This window comes from Caulobacter sp. 17J65-9 (genome assembly GCF_010975005.1).
In the GTDB taxonomy this organism is placed as follows: Bacteria; Pseudomonadota; Alphaproteobacteria; order Caulobacterales; family Caulobacteraceae; genus 17J80-11.
The window spans coordinates 1-3,546 of record NZ_JAAIVC010000258.1 but is presented as its reverse complement, the minus strand read 5'-3'; the positions used below and the strand labels follow the sequence as shown (position 1 = coordinate 3,546).

At 72.1% G+C, this 3,546-nt stretch carries 3 protein-coding genes; 1 reads left to right on the top strand and 2 read right to left on the bottom strand.

The genetic code is table 11. The annotated features are described in order from the left end of the window. Window positions 1-173: 173 nt before the first annotated feature. Entirely contained in the window at window positions 174-1,406 is a 1,233-nt protein-coding gene (locus G3573_RS20890; protein WP_163263578.1) for a hypothetical protein, read from the bottom strand. 23 nt (window positions 1,407-1,429) lie between these two features. Further along, window positions 1,430-2,896: a sel1 repeat family protein gene (locus tag G3573_RS20885; RefSeq protein WP_240454827.1), complete on the bottom strand. Its 1,467-nt coding sequence runs from the start codon at window positions 2,894-2,896 to the stop codon at window positions 1,430-1,432. Window positions 2,897-3,031: 135 nt separating this feature from the next. Here G3573_RS20885 and G3573_RS20880 point away from each other — a divergent pair. Next, on the top strand, window positions 3,032-3,546 hold a 515-nt coding region (locus G3573_RS20880; protein ID WP_163263576.1), incomplete at its 3' end, for a class I SAM-dependent methyltransferase.

Genomic DNA, 3,546 nt, shown 5'->3' with positions numbered 1-3,546 from the left:
GCGCTCAGCGGCGGGTCGGGCGCGGGCGCGCTCGCCGCCGGCGCGGCCTTCTCGGCCGGAGCCTCGGCCGCCACCGCGCCCTGCTGACCGGACAAGCCGTCGGCTCAAAAGAAGAGGCCCGGCCGCTGCGGCGGCCGGGCCTTTCTGTTTTCAGCGTCCCGTAGGGCGGGCGGTCAGGACCAGATTTCGCCGTAGCGGGGCCGGTTGACGTCGCGGCGGTTGCGCCAGATTTCCGGAGCCTCGTACCAGGGCCGGCAGCTCAGGCTGGAGCGGTCCTGGTTGAAGCCGCCCAGGTCCAGCCGCTGGCAGCCGTCGGCGTGGGCGTAGACGGCGTTGTCGCGCGCCCGCACCCGCGCGCCGGACTCGGCGTACATGCCGGCGCGACGGACGCCGAAGAAGGTGTTGTCGCCGACCCAGGCCTCGCCGGTGTCGACATAGACGCCGACCTCGACCGCCTCGATCTCGCTGCCGACCACGCGCAGGCGCCGGCCGTTGGAGGTGACCGCCCAGTCCGCGCCGAGGATCTTGGCGCGCTCGATCATGACCTCGTCCTGGCCGAGCACCATCACGCCGCGCGAGAAGCCGTCGATCTTGCCGCCGTTGACCTGCACCAGGCGCCCGGCGCCGTCGCGCACCACCAGGCCGCCGGAGCTCTGAACGCGCTCCGAGCCGGTCCAGTCGTCCAGGCGCACGATCGACAGGTCGTCCAGCCGGCTGTCGCCCTGCGGGGCGATGCGCAGGCCGTAGCGGGCGGCGAAGATGGAGGCGTTGCGGGTTTCCAGCACGCCTTCCACGTCGACCGCCGCCTCGCGCGACAGCGCCACGACGTGGGTGTCGCGCTGCAGGGTCAGCAGGCCGCCGCCGCGCACGATGACGGCCGAGGCGTCGCCGTCGTACCGCACCAGCGTGTGGTCGAGCGTCAATTCGCGGCCCTGGGCGGCGATGCAGCCGACGCCGCCGGCGTGGTCGGTGGAGATGCGCAGGTCGCTCAGGGTGACGCCGCGCACGTCGCCGCGCACGGTCACGCACGGCCGGCCGGACAGGGCCTGCAGGTGCGTGCGCGCGCTGCCTTCGCCGACGATGGTGATCGACTTGGCGATGTCGAGCGAGTCCTCGCAGGCCCGGGTGTTGGCCACCAGGTAGAGGGTCGAGCCGGCCGGCATGCCGGCCAGCTTGCGGCTGACGTCGCCGGGCCGGGCGCGGTCGCAATAGACCTTGTTGAAGTCGCCGCGGTCGTAGTGCCGCTTCTTGCCGCCCTGGCAGCGCTTGGCCACGGCCGGATCGGTCAGCAGGCCGAAGCAGGGGCGCAGCTGGGTCTCGACCTTGGCGTCCGGGAAAGCCTGGGCGGCGGGCGCGGCGAGGGTGAGGGCCGCGGCGATCGCCAGGCCGCGGAGACGCGTGGACATCGGGTTCGTCTTCTCCATGGCGCTCACCGCTGCTGCGACCGCGAGACCTGGGCGAGGATGCCCTGGACCCGCTCGACCGTGGGCGCGAAGCCCTCCAGCGCCGAGTCGATGCGGTAGACCACCGCCTTGGCCTTGTCCTGGTCGGCCACGCCGGAGACTCCGAGCGCGAAATAGGTGGACATGGCGAACTTGGCTTCGGCCGAACCCTGCTTGTCGGCCTCCGAGAACCAGTAGAAGGCGCGGGCGTAGTCGGCCGGCACCCCCACGCCCTCGGCGTACATCACCGCCAGCACCAGCTGCGCCCGCGGCGAGCCGGAGACGGCGGCGTACTGGATGGCGCGCACCCGTTCGATCGCATCCAGCCGGCCGTCCTGCGAGCGGCCCAGCATGGCTTCCAGGGTCTCGACGTTGCCGCGCGACAGCTGGTCGGGGTTGGTCGCCACCGTCTCGGTGACGCCCAGGTACCTCAGCGCCTGGCCGACGTGCGAGAACGGCAGTTCGTTGATCCGGCGCAGGGCCTGCTCATAGGCGTCGCCGCGCGGCTCGCTCTCGTCGGAGTGCGGCACGCCGCCGGCCGGCGCGTCGGTCGGGTAGAACTCGAACGGCGGCACCCACTTCTTGGCCTTGGCCTCGACGAAGGCGCCGTAGCCGGCCCGACGCGGGTCGGAGCGCTCGAAGTCCTTCAGCAGCACGTAGGCGCCGACGTCGCCGGTCTGCACCGCCAGATAGTTGTAGAGGTAGGCGTCCACGTCGTTGCGCTGGAACAGGCCCAGCGCCGCGCGGTGGCCCTTGCTCTTGGTCTCGCCCTTGCCCCAGGCGTTCAGCGCCTGGGCGTTGTCGGCCGGTTCGCCGTAGGGGCCGTAGTCCTGGTCGTAGATGCGCGCCAGGGTGCGGTAGCCCTCAGCGCCCATGCTGGACAGGATGTAGACCACCCGGTCGCGGACCTTGGCCTGCTCGTCGCTGGACATGCGCGACAGCTGGCGGTCCAGCGCCTGGTAGGCGAAGTGGCGCTCCCAGGCGCGGCAGTCGTCGTAGCCGGCCCGGCGGAAGCCCGCGAAGCTCTTGCGCGGCGCGGCCCGGTTGATCGGCGCGTAGCCTTCGGCGTTGGCCAGGGCCACGGCGTACCAGACCGAGGACTCGATCGGGTCCTCGAGGTTCTTGTCGACCGCGCGCTCGGCCCGGTAGCGGCGGGCCAGCTCCAGCTGGGCGAAGAAGTCGTTCTGGAAGCCCGAGCGACGCAGGCGGCGGATCTCGCGCTCCTGGTCGTTGAAGCCGGGCTGGACGCCGGTGATCGGCGCGGGGCGCGGGCAGCCCAGGCGGGCCTCGCCGCCCTGCGGCTTGCGGCCGGAGAACAGGGCGTAGTCGTCGTCGCACCCGGACAGGGGCAAGGCGACCGCCGCAACCAGCGCGACAGCCGTCAGTTTCACGAAGGCCGCATGGCCGAAGTGCGTCGCACGGATCCGACGCGCTTCGGCGGCATCGTCCAACATCACACCACCCCAGCGCATGTTAACTATAATTGTTACGCTGCACTTGTGCGGGCGGCGCGATCCCGCTGTCAAGGTGAACACCTAACAGCGCTATTTGGTTTCGGCGAACTGGGGCGTGGGAGAGACAGGGCGCGCATGGCGACCAGCTACGCCGAACTGACCCGAAGCGACCCGAACCCGCTGAAGCGCTGGGTCCAGGAGCGTCGCCTTTCCGACGCCCTGCGGTTCGTTCCGGAGGGGTTCGTCGCCGGGGTGATCGTCGACTACGGCGGCGGCGACGGCGAACTGGCCCTGCGCCTGGCCCGGCGCTTCCCGCAGGCGCGGGTGACCTGCTTCGAACCGGCCCCCGACCTGCGCGCCCAGGCCCTGGCCCAGCTGGCCGGCGCGGCCAATGCGAGCGCGGCGGCCGACGAGGCCGAGCTGGAGGCCGAAGGCGCCGACCTGGTGTTTTGCACGGAGGTGTTCGAGCACCTTCCTCCGGTTGAGACCGAGCGGGCGCTGGACGAGATCGCCCGGGTGCTGAAGCCGGGCGGGCGGCTGGTGGCCGGGGTGCCGGTCGAGGTCGGCCCGCCGGCCCTGTTCAAGGGCGCCTTCCGGGCCTTGCGCCGGCCGGGCGAGCCCGACGCGCGCTGGCCGGCGATCCTGAGCGC

What these genes read in the sequence shown, in the direction of transcription:
- G3573_RS20890 (WP_163263578.1), bottom strand. Translation starts at nt 1,406, where the DNA reads ATGTCCACGCGTCTCCGCGGCCTGGCGATCGCCGCGGCCCTCACCCTC.
- G3573_RS20885 (WP_240454827.1), bottom strand. Translation starts at nt 2,896, where the DNA reads ATGTTGGACGATGCCGCCGAAGCGCGTCGGATCCGTGCGACGCACTTC.